Source organism: Paenibacillus sp. FSL W7-1287 (assembly GCF_038004245.1).
GTDB classification, from domain to species: Bacteria; Bacillota; Bacilli; order Paenibacillales; family Paenibacillaceae; genus Pristimantibacillus; species Pristimantibacillus camelliae.
Map to the genome: position 1 here is coordinate 403,266 of NZ_JBBORD010000002.1, position 18,759 is coordinate 422,024.

Here is an 18,759-nt window from a genome sequence, read left to right on the forward strand (position 1 = left end):
AGGATTGTCACTATGATAATCCTCCTCCCTTTTACATCTCTGAAGGAAAGGCAGTGATGACCGGTGCTCAGCAAACTATCGTTCCAAACGCAGAAAAAAGTAATCCTGATCTGTTTTATAACGATACCATTGCTGCTTCTGTTTACATTTGCTTATTATCCAGCGCTTGAGCTGTTTAGATTGAGCTTTATGAAGTGGAATGGCGTAAGTGCGAATAAAGAGTGGATTGGCTTTGCCAACTATGTTGAAGTATTTTCGAATCCAGATATTTTTGGCGTTTTTAAGCATAACTTTGCTTACTTCGTTGTTGGTATTATTCAAAACATGCTTGCGCTGTTTTTTGCAGTGATCCTGAATACGAAACTAAGAGGTAGAAACGGCTTCCGTTTACTATTGTTTTTACCTTACATTCTCAATGGCGTAGCCGTTGCTTACTTGTTCGGATATGTATATGACACAACGAATGGTTCGTTAAATGCGCTGCTAGGCTCGCTTGGGTTCGGGCAGCTGTCACAGACGAGCTGGCTGGGCAATAAGGACTTCGTTAACTATACGCTCGCATCCGTAGGGCTTTGGCGATTTATGGGCTTTAATATGGTTATTTACTTAGGGGCGCTGCAATCCATTCCTAGTGATTTATATGAAGCGGCCTCTATTGACGGTGCAAATGCATGGCAGAAGTTTTCGAGAATTACTTTGCCAAACATATATAAAATTATCGAGCTCAATTTATTCCTTACGGTAACGGGGGCGTTAGAGGTATTCGATCTGCCGTTCGTATTGACGAAGGGTGGACCAGCAGGTGCAAGTGAGACATTTGTTATGAAAATTATTGAGACAGCGTTCCAGTTTAATAACTACGGTCTTGCTTCTGCAATGAGTGTTGTTCTGCTGCTGTTCGTCGTTATTGTGTTATCGATTCAGCGCTATCTACTATCAAGAGGAGATGATTAGTATGGGAGTAATAGGAAAGCTTCAGCAAGGACTAAAATATATCATTCTATGTCTAGCAGCACTAGTCATCCTATTCCCACCGTATATTATAGTTGTAAATGCGTTTAAGACGAAGGAGAAGTTTTTTGAAGCGTCAACGATGTCTTTGCCAGATTCCTTCTTTTATTTTGATAACTTCGTTCAAGCCTTCAAGCAGGCAAGTATCCCGCTAGCATTTGGAAATACGGCAACAATTATTATCGTCACTTTGTTTTTCAATATCCTGCTAGGCTCGGCGTTTTGCTATGCAATTTCTCGCTTTCAGTTCCGTTTGCAGGGCATATTAGTCGGTTTATTTATGTTTGCTACGATTATTCCGCAGATTACAACGCAGGTGGTCAATTATAAAACGATTGCTTCACTTGGGCTGACGAATAATTTAATGGGACCGGTGCTGCTTTATATCGGAGCTGACATTATACAGATTTATATTTACCTGCAATTTATTAAAAATATCCCGTACGAGCTTGATGAGAGTGCAATGATAGAGGGAGCTTCACTGGTTCGAATTTTCCGTTCAATTATTTTCCCATTGCTTGCACCTGCAACTTATACGATTATTATTCTTAAGACGATTTCGATCTACAATGACTTTTTTGTACCGTATCTGTATCTACCAAGAGCTCAGCATGTCGTAGTCTCAACATCGCTCATGCGCTTTTTTGGTAATAACAGCGGGGACTGGCAATTGATATCGGCTGCGATACTGATTATTATGATTCCTACAGCAGTTATGTATTTGTTTTTACAGCGATATATCTTCTCAGGGGTAACAAGTGGGGCTGTTAAATAAAGAAGGAGCTGAAAAGTATGAAGGTCATTGTTGCTGATGATGAGCCTATGATTAGGGCAGGATTAGAGAAAATATTAAGCAAGATGGACAGCAATATTGTTGTTATCGGATCCTATAGCAATGGCTTTGATGCGCTCACTCATATTAATAGACTGGAGGATCATGAGCTTGATGTGTTAATTACTGATATTAAAATGCCGAAGATGGACGGGTTAAAGCTGATCGAAGCAGTAAATGATCGCTCATTTGCAAAATTGATCTTTAGTGGCTTTAGTGAGTTTGAATATGCTCGAAAAGCGATACGTTGCGGTGTGTGCGATTACCTGCTAAAGCCGATTGATAAGCAGCAGCTTGCGGAGGTGCTTCAGCGCATAAAGGGAGCAGTACGTAGATTAGAGCCGGAAGTGCTGGAGGAAACGGAAGTACAGGAGATGAATCAAGGACACCATGCCATTCATTCCATCAAATCGCTACTGCTCGAGCAATATGATCGTAACCTTGAATTAGAGTACATCGCAGAACAGGTCGGGATGAGTGCACATTATGTTAGCCGATTATTTAAGCAAATGAGCGGCAGCACGATTACAGATCATCTCATCGTCATTCGTATTGAGAAAGCAAAGCAATTTCTAACCGATCATCCACATATGAAAAATTACGAAATTGCACAATCGGTTGGCTACAATGATCCCGTTTATTTCCAAAAGCTATTCAAGAAAATAACAGGCTGCACACCGAAAGAGTATAAAAAGCTGCATCGTTAATGGTGCAGCTATTTTTGTGCATTCCCAAAACTGTGACTTTAGTTTATAATTAACTTTTTGAAGAGAATGAAAGTAATTTTATCCATTATTTATACAAAAATTCCACAAAATGAAATCAAAAGCGTTTTGTGATAATGATACATACATATTAAGACATACAGGAAGGAAGTTAGGCATCGTGTTAAAGCTTAAAGAGATCAGAAAAAAAATATTGGATGTAGATGTTTCTGTAAAGCTTGTCATTTTGATTGTATCCTTACTTTGCTTTAGTGTAGTGATTGGTATTGTTGGATCTAGCTCCCTAGATAAAGTAAACCGGAATGCTAAAAAAATGTATGAAGAAAATATGATGTCGAATGACTATATAAGTCAGCTAGTCACTGCGAACGTACAGGTTGAGAATGCTCAAGTGGAGTTGATTCTAGGAGGTACGTTGGTCAAGGCTGAAGAAGTTAAAAAAAATCTTGAACAGTACACGAATACTATCCACGAGCTAGAAGAAAAAATATCAAGTCTGTCGCTAAGTGAAGAAAGCAAGGGGCTTTTTGAGCAATATACGGCGTTATCAAAAAATATAGAAATCGAGTATAACAGTGTCGTTGAACGTTTGGAAGAAGGTAAGACACTTGAGGCGTTTGCGTTTTATAACAATAGATTAACGAAGCAGCGCGTAGAGATGATTAATACATTACGTGAGCTAAAGCAGGTCCATCTTGATGAAGCTGCAGAACTGAATAAAAACAATATCGATGATGCAAACAGTAGAAAATTTGGAGTGATCGTTACATTAATTACGCTTGTTCTGCTTGGCGGTGCATTTGGTTATTATATCTTTGCTACAATACGTACTCCAATCCAGAAACTAATTACTGATATGAAGCGCGTCGAGGATGGAGATCTGACTGTGCGCAATCAGTATGAGTGGGACAATGAATTCGGTAAATTATCGGACAGCTTCAATAACATGGTTGAATCCTTAAATGTTATCGTTACGAAGATGTCTACTCATTCCCATACCGTTGCAGCAAGCACAGAGGAGCTGTTAGCTTCTACTGAGCAGACAAAGGAGCATGCAGCCCAGATCGCTGAGGATGTAAGAAACATTGCAGAGCAGGCATCGACTCAGCTTATTCACTCTCAGGAGTCTACTCGCTCTATGGAAGAAGTCGCAGCAGGAATTAATAGAATATCAGAGTCGGCATCTCAGGTTGCGGAGCTAACTGTCTCGGCGACAGAGCAGGCTCTTCATGGACAAGCGCGGATGAATGCGATAACGAATCAAATGAACTCGATTCATCAAGGCGTAGAGCAAACAAGTGAAGTAATTCAAGCCTTCGCGGAGCAATCCGATGCGATTAGTAAATCTATCAGCTTTATTCAAGAAATATCGGAGCAAGTAAATTTGCTAGCACTAAATGCATCCATTGAAGCAGCACGTGCTGGAGAGCATGGTAAAGGCTTTGCTGTTGTAGCTAATGAGGTACGCAGCTTAGCGGATCATACGAAGCAGTCAGCTATGAGTATTACAAAGCTAGTAAAAGAGATTCAGAATAAATCAGCATCCGCCGTTGAAGTTGTTGGACGTTCACAAGAGGATATTCATCTCGGTATGAATGAGGTTAAGCAAACGCAGCAATTGTTTGAGCAAATTGTTGAGTCCATTACGGTTATTAATGCACAGCTGCAGGAGGTATCCGCAGCATCTGAGGAAATGTCTGCTAGCTCTGAGCAGGTAACGGCATCATTGATGGAGATGACACAATTATCCGATGCGAACGCACAGCGTGCAAAGCAAGTTGCATCAACGACTGATGATCAGCAGCAGATCATGAATGAGGTTAAATCGAATGTTGATGGTCTGGCAGATATTGCGACGGAGCTTCAGAAGGAATCGCAACGATTTACAACGCTAAAATAACAGCTTGAATCGGGTAATCATTGAAATTAGTTTATAAAAGCCGAGCAGTACATCATCTATGGAAGGTACATTCTCTCTAGCAATGCTAGCTGTGTGTACTTTCTACGATGTGCTGCTCGGCTTATTTTCATGATATTAAGCTTTGATAATATACAGACGGCTTGTTTCTTCCCAGATCTGACCTGGCTCAAGTGTTACTAGGCCGATCTCTTCAGCTGGTAATGTGCTATTAGGCGCATTAACAAGGTTAAGCTGCGGCTCTGGGCAGAAAAACTCACCTGATGCGCCGTTGTTCCAGATCATCCACTGCTTATAAGCGGTTCCAACATCATAGATCAGCTTTAAGCCAAGTCGGCGATCGGTAAGCTCCATCATATTGCGGCCATTTTTCGTGCTGCTTGTATAATGGTTGTCCATCTCGCTCCAGAAAGGATTAAGTCCTGTTGTGCTCATCTTAGCTTCCTCATCCGTTAATGGCTGGTATTTGCCGGTAGGCAGCATGCGCTCATTAAGCTCCCAGCGATCTTTAATGGTGAGTGTATAAGTGTAGTCATCTGCTGTGCTTCCTTCTGCAAATGGTGCGTTGATTGCTGTATGGAAGGCAATCATGCAAGGCATCGCAGTTTCACCGTGATTATGTACAGTAACTTGTTGTGCTAATCCTAGATCACTTAAGGAATAGCGAAGCTTGATCGTGAATTCGTGAGGAAGATACTGATGGATTTCGTGTCCGTTATTAATCCTAATGCTAAGTACTACATAGCTTTCAGCTGCAGTGACATTGAATTCATCTACATTCCAGCGTGCTGTATGGAAAAATCCATGCAAATGATTGCCTGTAGCTTCTTCATTGACAGGAAATTGATAATTTACACCGTTGAATGTAAATTTACCATCCTCGTAACGGTTCGGCGGAAACAGAACAGGGATACCGTGAATGCCTGGATTTGCACGGAAGCTGTCCATATCAGCAGCAGTTGGTTCTCTTAAAATCGTTAAATGACGTTCATGATCACGAAAAGCGATTAGATTGGCACCTACGTTAGGAAGGACTGCCGCTTCATATTGACCCCATTGCAGCCAAACTGCAGATTCATCATGAAACGTTCCCTCAAAGGCTTTTCCTATTGTTGCCATGCTATTCCTCCTTAACAGATGTAGCGTTTGAATTTATTCGGATGCGATAACTCGCACATTCTTTAGCATATCAGCATTAAAGCAAACAAACAACCGCTAATCCTAAGCAAGCCTAGAACTAGCGGCATATGTGATCGTTAATCGTTATACAGCAAGCAGTTGTTTGATTTTTTGCTCTGTACGCTTGCTTACAGAGAGCATTTTCGTGCTGTTTTGCTCGTTACCAAAATAGACGATGCCAGATATAATGGAGCGAATACGAGAAAGATTAATATAGCAGTTTGAGCTAATTGCATAGTAGCCTTTGCTTTTCGTTAAACGCTTCAGATCTGATGGTGACAGTTGAACTCTTCTGCTGTAATTGTGTGCATGTAGACTGACAAGCCCTTCAGAACCAATCTTGAAATAAATGATTTCTTTCTCGAGATCGAAATCACCAAACATTGTTCGTTCATTCAGTGCAACACTCAACATTCGAATACCCCCTTAGATATATGAACAACTGAAATGTTAGCGTTTACATTATAACACAATAATGTACTTTTTGGAAAGAGTCTAATAAAAAAACTCGTTGTGGATGAATGTAGCTTATGATATGATCATTTGGTAATAATTACTTTAGTACTAAAATTTTAACACGGAGAGAGAACTATGAATTCTAGAGCCAGTCAACCATCATCGGCCAAGGCGACGATGAAAAGCTTAACGGTTTACTCCATTTTATTTGCAGTAAGTGCAGTACATATGTTGAATGATTCGATGCAGGTTGTTGTCTCTGCCTTGTTTCCAATCTTTCAAACCTCATTGAATTTAAGCTATGCTCAAATCGGATGGATAGCTTTTACGTTAAATATGACTTCATCCGTTATGCAGCCTGTTGTAGGGCTATGGTCAGACCGCAAGCCAATGCCATGGCTGCTCATTATCGGGATGCTTAGTAGTATGGCGGGCATAGCAGGCTTAGCCTTTGCACCTAACTTCTGGATCGTCCTATGCTGTGTTGTCGGAATTGGTCTTGGATCTGCTGTATTCCATCCAGAGGGCTCACGCGTTGTATATCTGGCAGCCGGCAATAAGCGAGGTCTAGCACAGTCTATCTATCAGGTTGGCGGTAACTTTGGTTCGTCGCTAGCCCCACTGATGACGATTTTCATCTTTGTTCCATTAGGTCAGCGAGGGGCCATTTGGGGAACGCTGCTGGCCGCTACGGCAATAGGTATTCTGCTATACGTTGTGCCATGGTATTCTAGACAGCTAGCCCAGCATGGAACGATTCCAGTGAAGAAGAAGCAAGCTTCTGCTTCCATTGAAGCCCCGTCTATTCCAAGCAAGGTTGTCTATATCGGAATCGGAATATTATTAATTATCGTATTCGCACGCTCTTGGTATAGTGCAGCGATTGGAAACTACTATCAATTTTTTGCTAGAGAGGCGTACGGTTTAACGATTCAGCAAGCGCAAATTCCACTGTATCTATTTATGGTATTCGGCGTAGTCGGTACATTTTTTGGCGGGATGCTCGCGGATCGAATCGGAAGAAGAACGATGATGATTGCTTCGCTAGTTGGGTCCATTCCTTTAGCGCTGCTGCTGCCACATGTATCACTTTTTTGGATATACCCTGTCATCTCGTTACTAGGCTTAATATTGCAATCTGGATTTTCTGTAAGTGTTGTTTATGCTCAGGAGATTATGCCAGGTAAGGTCGGAACGGCGTCAGGACTTGTTACTGGCTTCGCTTTCGGTATGGGAGCAGTCGGCTCGGTCGTATTAGGCAGCGTGGCCGATCTAAAATCTATGGAATTTGTTATGGTTGCAGCGAGCTTGCTTCCATTGATAGGCTTATTATCCTTCGTGCTTCCTAAGGATAGAGCGCGCTAATCGTGCTCGTAGAGCGGCTATTACTTGTTGTAGGACTTATATTATTCATTCTATATTGTTCTAAATTGAGGACGTTCCTTGGTCGCTGACTGCGATTAATGAACGTCCATTTTTTTAATCGAGACCTGTTTGTATGTAATTGTCAAAGAACTTACACAACTTCATCTCAAATATAGCTCGATATAGTCATGTAGCTAATGATCAATAGGGCTATACTAATGAATAATTTGAAGAAAGTGGTGAGGACGTGTTTAGAAGGGCAAGGAATGTAGGATCGTCCTGCTTGCTTTTGATGCTTGTGATTGTGCTTTTAACTGGCTGTGGCAGTAGTGAATCAATGTCTAATGGACCTCCTGAGCTTATTGTGCCACAGGAGGTTGATACAGAGATCATTACAAATCCTCAGGAGCCCCAGTCGGGGGAGCTTACCCTTATTAGAGTAAGACTGATAGATGAGCAGAAGCCGAGAGATGGCATGCGCATTGAGCTAAGGGACAATGCAAGAGAAACGAGATTATATGATGCAGCAGTGATCGAGCAGGATGGTCAGCTCTATTATGAGATCGAGGCAATTTTTGAGAACAGTGGTGAAAATTTAATTACCCTTCACTTTAATTTGGGTAGCGTACACATCATGACTAGCCATACGGTTGAGGTGAAGTGATCATGAGAAAATTAGTGCTGGCATTAGGCTCAGTATTAAGCCTGCTATGCCTGTTCTCTATTCAGCTTGACTCGGCAGCTGTAGCAAAGGCTAGTGAACCTGGGGCAAGTGGGTACCGCGAGCTGCCTCAATCAAACTTGTACAAGAAGTCACCGAGCTACATAAGCCTACAGGAGCTCGTGGATGATACTCCCGCTTATGGACAATTAACACTTGAAGCTGGAGATTATACTGGGCCTGTAACGATTACTAAGCCGATGGAAATCATCGGTCAAGGTGCTGCTACAACGGTTCATATTGAAGCTGAGTCAGCAACGATAATACTAGCGAATGATCAGATTACGCTAAAGGATCTAGTGATTGATGATAAGCGGGAGAACCCTGATGAGCCAGTCATCGTCGTCAAGCAGCAGCGAGACATTACGTTAGAGGGCTTGCAGCTGAAATCAATGGCAACCGCGATTAAAGGGACTGAGCTTCAGCATAGTACGCTGATCGATAATACGATTGAATGGAAGGGGAAATCATCTGCCAAGCTGAGCAGCAGAGGCAATGGGATATATCTATTCAACAGCAGCGATATTGCTGTGCTCGGCAATACTGTAAGTGGCATGTACGATGGCATTTATACAGAAGGCAGCGAACGGCTGCTGATCCAGCATAACGAGGTAAGGGATTCGAGGTACGCCTATCATATGATGTATGCCGAGCAGGTGGAGCTGCTGGACAATACGAGTGAGGGCAATATTATCGGTCTGATGATTATGACGTCCGATCATATTACGCTGCAAGGCAACAAGCTGCTAAAGCAGCAGGACAATGCCAATGCGGGGGGCATTCTAATCTATGACGTAGTGGATGCGACGGTGTTTAACAATGAGATTATCGAGAATCGCATTGGTATAAATATTGAGCGCAGCGAAGCTATACAAGTGCAGCATAATCGGTTGCTGCACAATTTCGTCGCACTTCAGCTGCAAAAGGGCGAGCAAATAAAGCTGGAGAACAATGATTTTATCGGTAACGTAACAAATATATGGGATGACGGAAGCAGCAAGCCTATAATCCAGCACAATTATTGGGACACACATCAAGGCTTAGATAGCAATGGTGATGGCTATAGTGACTTAACCTATGCCAGCTCACCGTTCTTTTTATCGCTTATTGAACGTAGACCAAGCTTTCAGCTGCTGTTCGGCACACCGGGCATCTCATTTATTGAGCAGCTCTATGCGGCACAGCGTGACCAGTGGATTGCTGACCAATCACCCAGTATGTCGGTTCACTTGCTAGAACGTGCTGGGGAGAAGCGGATTCAATGGGGAATGCTTCTCGTGTGGACGCTGCTCGGTGCAGCTAGCACCTATATGATGTTAAAGCTAAGGAGAAGAGAACAATGAAAAAAATATTAGGCGTTGTACTGTTAACATTTATGCTGTTTACTGCGGCATGTGGAAAGGATGACTATCCTCCGGTAGCAATCAATGAAGAAATTGATCGTTGTGAAGTATGCAATATGGCAATTAAGGATGATGCATATGCAACGCAAATTATTACGAAGGAAGGTCGCTCTCTTAAATTCGATGATCTTGGCTGCTTAGTGGAATGGCGTAATGAGCATAGTGCAGACAGCATTGCAGCTACGTATGTACGCGATCATAACAGCTTGGAATGGATTAAATACGATAAAGCCTACTATGTGTACGATGCATCGATCCAAACACCTATGGCTTACGGTGTCATTTCATTCGAGACAGAAGCAGCTGCTAATAGCTATATGAACGAGCATGGGGTTGGAATGTTAATGGATGCAGAAGCATTAGCTGCTCATTCATGGGAAGTGAATAAAGAGATGATGGGTTCTCACGATCACGGCCATAGTCACGGTCATGACCATTCAGATGCGCATGATGATGCAGATGCGCATGATGAAGAAGAGGCACATGGTGAAGCGGATGCTCATAACGAAGCAGCAGTGCATGATGATGCCGCATAGTGAGGTAGTCACACTTGGTGAAGCAGACGACCATAACAGAGCTCATGCTGGCTTATATTAGGCAGCTAAAAGCTCCTCCCTCATCATCACGGTTTGCTTAGAAGGAGATTATTATGAATCACTTTACAACGATTATGAAGCGGGAGCTGAGGATAGGCTTCCGCAATCCGTGGGCATATTCCTTTCTCGCATTATTTGTTATCTTTATGCTGAGCATGCTCCTTATCCATCAGCAGGGCTACAGCTCTGGCTACTCTGGTGTTACAGGAATGCTTATGAATTTAACGTTATATTTGCTACCGCTTATTACTCTAATGCTAGGAGCATTCTCCATAACTGGTGAGAAAGAGGATGGCAGCGCTGCATTGCTATATACGTATCGATTAAGCATGACGAGCTGGTTAGGTGGTAAATATATCGGGCTGCTGCTTGTCCTGATCTCGATTGTAACAATTGGCTACAGCGTAACAGGTATCATTAGCAGCTTTACAGCGAGCGGTTTTACCGCATCTGTGTACGCTTTGCTCTTTATATTCGCGGTGCTGCTGATTGCTGCGTTTCTAGCGATTGCTATGGTTATTGGTGCTATCGCCTCAACGCGCTGGCAGGCGTTAACCTATGTAATCGGAATATGGTTCTTCTTTATTATTGGCTGGTCACCGATTATGATTGCCTTGCTCGGACAGCTGCCATATTTGTGGATAAAGCCGCTTCTCACGATTATGACCTTCTTCAACCCGGCAGAATGGATTAGAGTTTATATCATTGCTACATTAGGTGGTGGCACGATCGTTGGACCTGAGTATTACCAATGGATTACTTGGATCACGCATCCTTCTGGTCATATAGCGTTTACTTTACTGACGATTGTTTATGTGCTTGGAAGCTTAGCGCTAGCAGGCTGGCTATGGAAAAGGGGGCGATATCGTGGATAACATTCTGCGGCTAACTGATGTGTCAAAAAGCATTGCTCAGAAGCAGCTCGTTGCGCCATTCTCGCTTTCTTTTACTGCTGGTCAAATTATCGCCCTCTGTGGTGGGAATGGCGCAGGAAAAAGCAGTATTATTCGCATGATTGCTGGCTTAAGCAAACCATCAACCGGCTCTATAACGCTGAACGAGCTGACGATTGAAGCACAGCCGGAGCAGTATTTAGCGGCTATAGGCTACATGCCTGATGATTATCAGTTTACCGGCAGCTTTACAGCATACGAATCATTGAAATTCTGGGGAGAGCTTAAGCAACAGTCAACAGAGCGAGTTCGAGAGCTGCTAGCGCTCGTTGGCTTACAGGATACAGGGAAGAAAAAGGTGCATCAGTTTTCAAAGGGGATGAGGCAGCGGCTGCTGCTAGCACAGGCATTGCTTAGCAAGCCGGCACTGCTGCTGTTAGATGAGCCTACGAATGGCTTAGATCCATACTGGATGAAGCAGTTTGTATCGATTATCGATGAGACAGCAAGGCAAGGCACGCTTGTGTTGTTCTCCACGCATCAGCTGCAGGTAGCTGAAGCAGCAGCTGATCATATTGTTCTTCTTGATCAAGGGCAGATAAAGCTGTCGTCCAGCTACAGTAACATAAAGCAGCAATATGGGGAAGAAGGAATACAGAAAGCCTACGAGCAGTTATTTTGGGGCGAGGAAGGGCCGATGAAACGTGTACGAAGCTAAACAGCAATCAAAGCTGCGTAAGCGAGTGCAGCTTGCTATTCTCATGGTGGCAGCGATGAGTATCCTTGCGGTCATCTTGTATATGACGCTGCAGCCAAAAGGAAGCAAGATCGTTACCGTTGGTGATTCACTTCCACAGATTGAGCTGCTTAGCTTAGAGGACGAAAAGAGAACGCTAAAAGCACAGGATGGACCGATGCTAATTAATTTGTGGGCAAGCTGGTGCAAGCCTTGCATCAATGAGCTTCCATTGCTGAATGAAGCACAAGCATTTGCTCCAGAGGTTGCTTTTGTAGCGATCAACATGAAGGAAGATTTTGATAAGATCACGCCGATGATCGAGCGCTACGACTTAACGATGGAGGTGCTTCGAGATGAAGAGCTCGCCTGGAAGAGAGCACTTGGTGTTCAGGGATATCCGGTGAGCGTACTTATTGATGCAGAGGGGACCATTCAACGAATTCACCATGGAGCATATACAGAAATAGATGAGATATTGAAGCAGATCGCGGACATCTCATCTTAGATAAACTAGCGTGAATCAGGCGCTAATATAAGCAGCCCGCTAGGGTTAGGACGTTCCTAACCCTAGCGGGCTGTGCTATCTACTGTCTATTGTCTATTGTATTTTAAGCGTTGCTTTGTATTTGGAAGCGAGTATGATCCTGCTGACGCTCGATCGTAAAGCTCCAGCTCCACGTTTCAGCTCGTTCCTGAACCATCGATAGGCCGAACTGCTCGCTGTGAGATAATAACTGCTCAGTTATGCCCACTCCATCATCTTTAACACAACAGTACCAACCACCTTCCGTAGGGAATGCGTCGATCCAGATGTTATTTGCCTTCGCATGCTTTCTAATGTTGTGCAGCGCTTCTCGAATGGACAGCAGCAGATCAATTCGTTCCTTCAGCGAGAGCAGCTCATCCTCCAGCCTCCAGTTCACGTGAATGCTGACATCCATGAGCATCTCCAGCTCACTTAGAAATTGCTTCAGCTGCTCTTGCATGCGCAAGCCCTGTACTTTTATTGGCGAGCGCAGGCTGGCGATTGCTTCGCGAACATACGCATTCGTATGATGAATTTGTGCTTTCAGCTTCCGATAATGCTCCTCCGATTGCTCGCCGTGCGCTTGCTCTAGCTGGACATTCAGCAGAAACAGTGATTGTGCGATCCCGTCATGCAGCTCGGCTGCAATATGCTCCCGTTCAAGCAATACCTCCTGCATCGCCTTCGCTTCAGCTAGCTCCTGCTGGCTTCGCTCCATTATAGTAAACAGTCTCGTTAAAAATACGATGGTAACAATAAATACGATGACAGGGGATAGTAAATTCCCAAGATCCATCGATATATAGGACAGCAAAAACTCGTGTCGGATGTACTCCCATAAACCAATGGTTAGTGTCGGGATTATTAGAATTAGCCATTTATTCAATTTGTAGTTCATTGTTCGCTCCTATTCGCAACTTATTGATCCTGTACCCAGCCCTTTTCATATGCATAGCGAGTAAGCTGTACACGATTGCTCAGATGCAGCTTCTGCAATATATTCTTCAAATGATTTTTGACCGTGTGCTCAGAGATTTCGAGCTGGACAGCGATCTCGCGATTAACAAATCCTTTGGCAACTAATCTTAAAATCTCCTGCTCTCTAGCCGTTAACGGGTGACTCTCTGAATCAGAGCTTGGCTTAGCCGTAAATTCCTTCAGCATGCGAAACGCGAGCTCCTTCGTTACAGGCGCTTCATCTAAGGCGACAGCATGCAAATAATCTAGCCAAGTGCTGGGCTGCAGGTTCTTTAATAGATAGCCTTGGGCTCCGTATTTTATCGCTTCAAATAGATGGGTGATATCATCTGAGACGGTAACGATAATAATTTTTATATAGGGAAAGTTGTTTTTTAACTGCTTAGTAGCCTCTAGACCACCGATTCCCGGCATCTGAATGTCCATCAGAATCAGGTCAGGCATATATTGCTCCGTTAAGGTAATCGCTTCTTCTCCAGACGCACCTTCTGCAACGATAATAAAATGTGGGTCCTGTCCAATAATCGTTCGGATGCCTTCACGAGCATATTCATGATCGTCAATAATTAATATTCGACAGCTAGACATGGAATTCTCCTTTCCGAACTTGCATCATATTAGACTTCATTATAGCACGCGTTCACATTAGTAGAATGACTCCAAGGAGCTATATGTAGGATCAGGCGTTGGGTATCGCTCATGATTATGCTAAAATATAGGTCAAGACTTTAAGCTAATCCTTCTTTATCAACGACATTGTTCAATTGGAACATGCTAAAGGAGATGAGGGACGGATTATGACAGTTTAGGAGGGGCATATGGAGAATGTAGTAAATACTCAACAGGATTGGCTGCAGACCTGGCTTGTCGATGTAGGTGTGGCTGAGAATTCGGCCGAGGGATTAAGCACGATTATTTTAATGATTGGCATCGCCTTGTTAAGTGTTATAGCAAATTATATTACGAAGAAGGTCGTACTTAAGTTCATTACTTTCTATATCAATAACAATAAAATAAAGTGGGATAACTATATGCTGGAGCGAAAGGTGTTTCATAGACTGTCTCACATCGTTCCCGCAATTATTATATATTTGTCGACCTACTTGTTTACAGAATACGCGAGTTTAATCGAAAAAGGCGTTACGATATACTTGATCGTCGTGATTTTACTCGTTATTAACTCGTTTCTTAATGCCATTCATGATTACTATATTACACTTGAAATATCAAAAACACGTCCAATACGAGGCTACATTCAAGTCGCTAAAATTATTCTCTTCATTATGGGGGGAATCTTGCTTCTATCCAGCTTGTTCGGAGTAAGTCCACTTATTCTGCTTAGCGGGCTAGGTGCGTTATCCGCTGTGACGATGCTTGTATTCAAAGATTCGATCCTTGGATTAACAGCAGGAGTACAGCTTACGACGAACGATATGGTCCGTGTAGGCGATTGGATTGAAATGACTAAGTATGGAGCAGACGGAGATGTTATCGATATATCACTAAATACCGTAAAGGTGCAAAATTGGGATAAGACGATTACGTCGATACCGACCTACGCACTAATCTCAGACTCATTCAAGAACTGGAGAGGGATGCAAACATCCGGTGGTCGACGCATTAAGCGCTCGATTAATATTGATACAAGCAGTATTACGTTCTGCACGCCTGAAATGCTTAAGCGCTTCAAAAAAATTCATTATTTGCGAGAGTACATCGAGACCAAGGAGCAGGAGATCGAAGCATATAATACAGAGCATAATGTAGATCGCTCCGTAAAAGTAAACGGAAGAGGGCTTACCAATATCGGTATATTTAGAGTGTATATTCAGCAATATATCGAAAAGCATCCTAAAATTCATAAAGAGATGACCTGCATGGTAAGACAGCTGCAGCCGGAGGAATCTGGACTTCCACTGGAGATTTACGCATTTGCTAATAGTACGGCTTGGGCGATTTATGAGGGAATACAGTCGGATATATTTGACCATATCTTCGCCGTGGCGCCGGAGTTTGGCCTAAGAATCTTCCAAAAGCCAACAGGCTATGACCTGAAAAGCGGCCTACAGCAGGAGGACGCGGAAAAAGAGTTCGGTTAATAGATTTTAGATATAGAAATATTTGGATGAATATGCTATATTGTTTTTAGCGAAGAAGCACTTCCATAAGAGGGAGTGCTTTTTTTGTTATCAAAATTATATGGAGAGTGAGCACTGAAATGAAAAAGAGTATATCGATTCTAGCAGTAGTAGTAATGTTGATGACTTTCGTAAGCGCTGTCTCTGCAGCGCCAGCAAACAACAACGTCCCTACATTCAAGGTGGATGGCAAGCTGTTCGTCACTCCAGCTGGCGAGCCACAGCCATATATTAACAAGGATAACCGCACAATGGGATCGCTACGCTTAATCGCTACAGCGCTTGGAGTAGAAAGTAAAAATATTAAGTGGGATAATGCGAAGCAAACGGCTACGTTGACTAGAGGGGAAAATACGGTATCGGTCAGTGTAGGCAAGAAGGTCATTACGGTTAATGGTAAGAACGTAACAATGGATACCGTGGCTGAGATGAAGCAGGGGCGTGTGTTTATTCCGGCTCGTTATATTGGCGAAGGGCTAGGCGTGACAGTGAAGTTTGATAGTACAACGAATAGTGTTCTGTTCATTACGAAAAAAGAAAGCGAGATCTCCTACGATAACTTTACGGATATGGGCTTTAATCGTTTAGTGAAGATACCATTTACCCAAGAAACAAGTGACGGTTTAAAGCTAACGGTGCATAGTGCGTATTTGTATAAGACTTCTTCTGTAGAAGGTAAGGCATTGCAAGAGAAGTATAAATTCTATGAGTTCGATCAAGCAAAAGATATTCTGATCATGAACTTTACCCTTGAAAACAATACCGGTAGAGTGGTGCAAGAGAATTATCATGATATGAATGCTAAATTTTATGTAGCAATGAAGGAAGGAGTATCGATGGCACCAGCAGTTTCTAGTATCTATAATACGAATGAAAATGACACAACGTATATTAGAGACTATAGATTAGAAGATGGAGAAAAAATCACAAGTAATATAGCGTTCCTCAATGTTAACGGTAAAGATATTGATCTTATAGGAATAGGTACTATCTTTAAACAAGGAAGTCAGTATCAAAGAATTGCAGAGAAGGTGAATTAATTGAAGCGATTATATTTATCTTTTCTTATACTAGGTTTGCTGATTGGGTTAATACCTAATCAGCAAGCTCAAGCAAAAGTAAGTATAGAAGTCGAGGAATATTATAATGTTGAACCAGAAGAAGGACTAAGCGAATCTAGAAAAGAATATAAAATTCCATACCCTAAAGACGCTGCTTCGGTGTTATATCAATCCGGCACGTATTCCTACGATAAAGGTACCGATAGAATTGTAAAATTTTCACCGAACCGTGCAGAAGGATTTATTGAAGTAACGATTATAGGTGAAAAAGTAACTGGAACGATAGATGTTGAAGGATATAGAGATAGTGAAAAACTCAAACTATCATCTACCCCAGGCAATGTTTTTTGTCGATATAGTGATGGCTATGATTGGCAAGCAAACACATATAACCTCTCCGATGGAAGGGAATATTATAAACGTTATACAAGTAATAGAGCTTTACCAGATAAACCTACACCACCGACAGATATTCCATACGGAAAAGTACATGATATTACGACCTTTGTAGATCCCACGTTTAATATTGCTGGCACAACTTGGTTAAATGGAGATACTGTTATTCCAAGTAATAAAGTAATACATAACACTGTACATCTACCTAAAGATAACGATCATATTAAACCGACATTAGGTAATCCTGCATTTGTTGCAAATCAAAAGTATGATCCATACAAGCCTACGATTGGTACACAATATTCACCAACTGAAAAAACTTTTGGTCTTTTACGAGATATCAACTCTAACAATCCAGCGTTTTTAACAGGACATGCGGCTTGCAAAATGTACCCTGTGACCATTGAGTACATACTTGTAGCAAAAGCAGAAGTAGAGACTTATAAGTATGACGGAACAATAACGTTTAAGTACATTAAATCAGAAGATCCAATGTTGGTCGGTGAGCTTATTGCAGATCCAAACAGCATTAAGTTTGCTGATAAAGACATTAAAGTAAATGTTACACTGAACGCAGAAGTAATTAATATGAAAGATCCTGGTGCATTACGGGACTACAGAATCTATCTGAGGACAGAGAATAACAGTCAAAGTGCACCGTTAATCAAGATAACTGCAAATGGAAAGACAAAGGTTACAGGAACCTATGAATTTACGATACCAAAGACAGCTTTGGCGGGGAAAGAAGATTTAACACAAATATTTAATGGACGAGCAAAGGTAGATTTTAAATCAGGCATGTACAAGGGAGAACTAGATACGGGCTTATTAACCGCTAACACCTATGTGTATAAGAAAGCTGATCCACCACCACCCGTTATAAAACCCGAGCTAAAAAGTCCTGTAGCAATCATCAACGGTGATCAAGAGGTCAAGAAAGGCGATTATGCTGTGTTTCATGGTTTAGAGTCGTATGATCCCGATGGCTATATTGTGGAGTATCGCTGGACAATGCCGAATGCGAAAGATGCACCACCTAGTGAGTGGAATCCAGCTGGAGAAACCGCTACAGCTTGGTATGATCAACTCGGTCCACAAAGATTACAGCTACATGTTAAGGATAATGACGACTTGCAGCATAGTACGATTCATTCTCTCGTTGTTGTAGAACCTACGGTAGAAGCAGCTATTACGCAAACAGGAACACTTAAAGAAAATAGAAAAGTAACCTTCACTGAATCCTCTAATACCCCTCTAAAATATCCAACCATCGATACTAAAACCACATGGAAAATCGAATCTATAAACGAAAATCTTAATAATCAAATTAAATACGAAGGTGCATTAAAGGGAAAAAAATCAATTGATGTACTATTCAAAAAAGCAGGAGATTATCGAGTAACTGTATCCGTTGAAAATACCGCTGGCTATACGAGTACAGCAACGCAGGTCTACAAGATTAAGCCTGATGAAGAGCCATATGCAAATTTTGAATTTCAGAAGAAAATTTATCGTGATCCTGAAAAAGGGAATATCGCAACCTTTACGCTTAAAGATCGATCCTATTCATTTGACGGTGACACGATAGCCAAACGAAATTGGTATGTGGTCTTTGATGCGAATAATGACGGCGTGTTTAATGAAACAAAACAATTATTCGCTACAGGCAATGAAACCGAAGTGAGCTATGAAACAACACATGTCGGAGAATATCGCTTCATGCTTGAAGTTCAAGAGGAATTTGGTCAACCGACCATTGAAGCCTTTGTAACGGCAAGTGACAGAAAGAAATCTAATACGTGGCAATAGAGGAGACGTAGTG

General features: G+C 42.2%; 18 protein-coding genes. 14 read left to right on the forward strand and 4 right to left on the reverse strand.

Annotated features, from left to right (window positions below):
* Positions 1-63: 63 nt before the first annotated feature.
* From NSQ99_RS21800 to NSQ99_RS21815, 4 genes are all read left to right on the forward strand, one after another.
* Complete coding sequence (locus NSQ99_RS21800; RefSeq protein WP_340839083.1) at positions 64-954, forward strand: carbohydrate ABC transporter permease; 891 nt, start codon at positions 64-66, stop codon at positions 952-954.
* Between the two features lies 1 nt (position 955).
* Positions 956-1,786, forward strand: a complete 831-nt coding sequence (locus NSQ99_RS21805) for a carbohydrate ABC transporter permease (protein WP_251670009.1) — start codon at positions 956-958, stop codon at positions 1,784-1,786.
* 17 nt (positions 1,787-1,803) lie between these two features.
* Positions 1,804-2,550, forward strand: a complete 747-nt coding sequence (locus tag NSQ99_RS21810; RefSeq protein WP_340839084.1) for a response regulator transcription factor — start codon at positions 1,804-1,806, stop codon at positions 2,548-2,550.
* Positions 2,551-2,728: 178 nt separating this feature from the next.
* The gene (locus NSQ99_RS21815; protein WP_340839085.1) at positions 2,729-4,468 is read left to right on the forward strand and encodes a methyl-accepting chemotaxis protein; all 1,740 of its coding nucleotides are present in this window, start codon (positions 2,729-2,731) and stop codon (positions 4,466-4,468) included.
* A 135-nt stretch (positions 4,469-4,603) separates the two neighbouring features.
* Here the strand turns inward: NSQ99_RS21815 and NSQ99_RS21820 are convergent, their stop codons facing one another.
* Together NSQ99_RS21820 and NSQ99_RS21825 are read right to left on the reverse strand one after the other, a co-directional pair.
* Positions 4,604-5,605 (reverse strand): aldose 1-epimerase, encoded by a 1,002-nt coding sequence (locus NSQ99_RS21820; RefSeq protein WP_340839086.1) that lies wholly within the window; start codon positions 5,603-5,605, stop codon positions 4,604-4,606.
* A gap of 144 nt (positions 5,606-5,749) precedes the next feature.
* A complete protein-coding gene (locus tag NSQ99_RS21825) occupies positions 5,750-6,079 on the reverse strand; it encodes a LytTR family transcriptional regulator DNA-binding domain-containing protein (protein WP_251670000.1) in 330 nt (109 codons plus the stop codon).
* Between the two features lie 177 nt (positions 6,080-6,256).
* Between NSQ99_RS21825 and NSQ99_RS21830 the strand changes: the two genes are divergently transcribed.
* The 7 genes from NSQ99_RS21830 (at position 6,257) to NSQ99_RS21860 (ending at position 12,343) form a co-directional block, all read left to right on the forward strand.
* Positions 6,257-7,486 (forward strand): MFS transporter, encoded by a 1,230-nt coding sequence (locus tag NSQ99_RS21830; RefSeq protein WP_251669998.1) that lies wholly within the window; start codon positions 6,257-6,259, stop codon positions 7,484-7,486.
* 337 nt (positions 7,487-7,823) lie between these two features.
* Positions 7,824-8,150, forward strand: a complete 327-nt coding sequence (locus NSQ99_RS21835) for a hypothetical protein (RefSeq protein WP_340839087.1) — start codon at positions 7,824-7,826, stop codon at positions 8,148-8,150.
* Positions 8,151-8,152: 2 nt separating this feature from the next.
* Positions 8,153-9,550 carry a right-handed parallel beta-helix repeat-containing protein gene (locus NSQ99_RS21840; protein WP_340839088.1) on the forward strand — a complete coding sequence of 466 codons (1,398 nt, stop codon included), beginning with the start codon at positions 8,153-8,155 and terminating at the stop codon, positions 9,548-9,550.
* Entirely contained in the window at positions 9,547-10,146 is a 600-nt protein-coding gene (locus NSQ99_RS21845; protein ID WP_340839089.1) for a nitrous oxide reductase accessory protein NosL, read from the forward strand. Before NSQ99_RS21840 ends, NSQ99_RS21845 begins: the two co-directional genes overlap by 4 nt.
* 113 nt (positions 10,147-10,259) lie before the next feature.
* Positions 10,260-11,081 (forward strand): ABC transporter permease, encoded by an 822-nt coding sequence (locus NSQ99_RS21850; protein WP_340839090.1) that lies wholly within the window; start codon positions 10,260-10,262, stop codon positions 11,079-11,081.
* On the forward strand, positions 11,074-11,817 hold the full coding sequence (locus tag NSQ99_RS21855) for an ABC transporter ATP-binding protein (RefSeq protein WP_340839091.1): 744 nt from the start codon (positions 11,074-11,076) through the stop codon (positions 11,815-11,817). The genes NSQ99_RS21850 and NSQ99_RS21855 overlap by 8 nt, the downstream gene beginning before the upstream one ends.
* On the forward strand, positions 11,804-12,343 hold the full coding sequence (locus NSQ99_RS21860; protein ID WP_340839092.1) for a TlpA family protein disulfide reductase: 540 nt from the start codon (positions 11,804-11,806) through the stop codon (positions 12,341-12,343). Before NSQ99_RS21855 ends, NSQ99_RS21860 begins: the two co-directional genes overlap by 14 nt.
* Before the next feature lie 103 nt (positions 12,344-12,446).
* Here NSQ99_RS21860 and NSQ99_RS21865 read toward each other — a convergent pair whose 3' ends face one another.
* Both NSQ99_RS21865 and NSQ99_RS21870 read right to left on the reverse strand, forming a co-directional pair.
* Positions 12,447-13,262, reverse strand: a complete 816-nt coding sequence (locus NSQ99_RS21865; RefSeq protein WP_340839093.1) for a sensor histidine kinase — start codon at positions 13,260-13,262, stop codon at positions 12,447-12,449.
* 20 nt (positions 13,263-13,282) lie between these two features.
* Positions 13,283-13,930: a response regulator gene (locus NSQ99_RS21870; protein ID WP_251669982.1), complete on the reverse strand. Its 648-nt coding sequence runs from the start codon at positions 13,928-13,930 to the stop codon at positions 13,283-13,285.
* 230 nt (positions 13,931-14,160) lie between these two features.
* On the opposite strand from NSQ99_RS21870, the gene NSQ99_RS21875 reads away from it, so the two are divergent.
* The 3 genes from NSQ99_RS21875 (at position 14,161) to NSQ99_RS21885 (ending at position 18,746) form a co-directional block, all read left to right on the forward strand.
* Complete coding sequence (locus tag NSQ99_RS21875; RefSeq protein WP_340839094.1) at positions 14,161-15,441, forward strand: mechanosensitive ion channel family protein; 1,281 nt, start codon at positions 14,161-14,163, stop codon at positions 15,439-15,441.
* Between the two features lie 119 nt (positions 15,442-15,560).
* Complete coding sequence (locus NSQ99_RS21880) at positions 15,561-16,520, forward strand: copper amine oxidase N-terminal domain-containing protein (RefSeq protein WP_340839095.1); 960 nt, start codon at positions 15,561-15,563, stop codon at positions 16,518-16,520.
* Positions 16,521-18,746, forward strand: coding sequence for a PKD domain-containing protein (locus NSQ99_RS21885; RefSeq protein WP_340839096.1), 2,226 nt, complete (start codon positions 16,521-16,523; stop codon positions 18,744-18,746).
* Positions 18,747-18,759: the final 13 nt, after the last annotated feature.

Coding starts and splice junctions, on each gene's coding strand:
- NSQ99_RS21805 (WP_251670009.1), top strand. CDS start 956: ATGGGAGTAATAGGAAAGCTTCAGCAAGGACTAAAATATATCATTCTA.
- NSQ99_RS21880 (WP_340839095.1), top strand. CDS start 15,561: ATGAAAAAGAGTATATCGATTCTAGCAGTAGTAGTAATGTTGATGACT.
- NSQ99_RS21840 (WP_340839088.1), top strand. CDS start 8,153: ATGAGAAAATTAGTGCTGGCATTAGGCTCAGTATTAAGCCTGCTATGC.
- NSQ99_RS21825 (WP_251670000.1), bottom strand. CDS start 6,079: ATGTTGAGTGTTGCACTGAATGAACGAACAATGTTTGGTGATTTCGAT.
- NSQ99_RS21830 (WP_251669998.1), top strand. CDS start 6,257: ATGAATTCTAGAGCCAGTCAACCATCATCGGCCAAGGCGACGATGAAA.
- NSQ99_RS21820 (WP_340839086.1), bottom strand. CDS start 5,605: ATGGCAACAATAGGAAAAGCCTTTGAGGGAACGTTTCATGATGAATCT.
- NSQ99_RS21835 (WP_340839087.1), top strand. CDS start 7,824: ATGTCTAATGGACCTCCTGAGCTTATTGTGCCACAGGAGGTTGATACA.
- NSQ99_RS21850 (WP_340839090.1), top strand. CDS start 10,260: ATGAATCACTTTACAACGATTATGAAGCGGGAGCTGAGGATAGGCTTC.
- NSQ99_RS21875 (WP_340839094.1), top strand. CDS start 14,161: ATGGAGAATGTAGTAAATACTCAACAGGATTGGCTGCAGACCTGGCTT.
- NSQ99_RS21810 (WP_340839084.1), top strand. CDS start 1,804: ATGAAGGTCATTGTTGCTGATGATGAGCCTATGATTAGGGCAGGATTA.
- NSQ99_RS21845 (WP_340839089.1), top strand. CDS start 9,547: ATGAAAAAAATATTAGGCGTTGTACTGTTAACATTTATGCTGTTTACT.
- NSQ99_RS21870 (WP_251669982.1), bottom strand. CDS start 13,930: ATGTCTAGCTGTCGAATATTAATTATTGACGATCATGAATATGCTCGT.
- NSQ99_RS21865 (WP_340839093.1), bottom strand. CDS start 13,262: ATGAACTACAAATTGAATAAATGGCTAATTCTAATAATCCCGACACTA.